Source organism: Pseudomonas sp. P7779, assembly GCF_013386315.1.
In the GTDB taxonomy this organism is placed as follows: Bacteria; Pseudomonadota; Gammaproteobacteria; order Pseudomonadales; family Pseudomonadaceae; genus Aquipseudomonas.
In genome coordinates this window covers 1-400 of sequence record NZ_JACARZ010000138.1, presented here as the reverse complement: position 1 = coordinate 400, position 400 = coordinate 1, and the positions used below count along the sequence as shown (strand labels likewise).

The window sequence follows — 400 nt, the reverse complement described above, 5'->3', positions numbered from 1 at the left end:
GCGACCACCAGCCGCGGCGATTGCGCTTGAAGTGCAGCCAGCGGCGACGGGTAATCGGAGTAAAAACCGGCATCAGTGCGACCTCGCGGAAAAATCCAGCCGGGGGTCCAGCACGCGGTAGCACAGGTCGCCCAGCAACTTGATGACCAACCCGACCAGGGTAAAGATAAACAGCGTGCCGAAGACCACGGGATAGTCCCGTGCCACTGCCGCTTCGTAGCTCAGGCGACCGAGGCCGTCGAGGGAGAAAATCACTTCAATCAGCAACGAGCCGCCGAACAACATCGCGGTGAGCGCCTGGGGCAGGCCAACCACGATCAGCAGCATGGCGTTGCGAAACACGTGTTTGTACAGCACCTGTTTTTCGCTGAAACCCTTGGCCCGCGCGGTCACTACGTAC

Annotated in this window: 1 protein-coding gene; it reads right to left on the bottom strand. The window is 60.8% G+C overall.

Annotated features, from left to right (window positions below):
• Positions 1–72 precede the first annotated feature (72 nt).
• Positions 73–400, bottom strand: a 328-nt coding sequence (locus tag HX869_RS29470; protein ID WP_178904064.1) for an ABC transporter permease subunit, incomplete at its 5' end; no start/stop codon positions are given.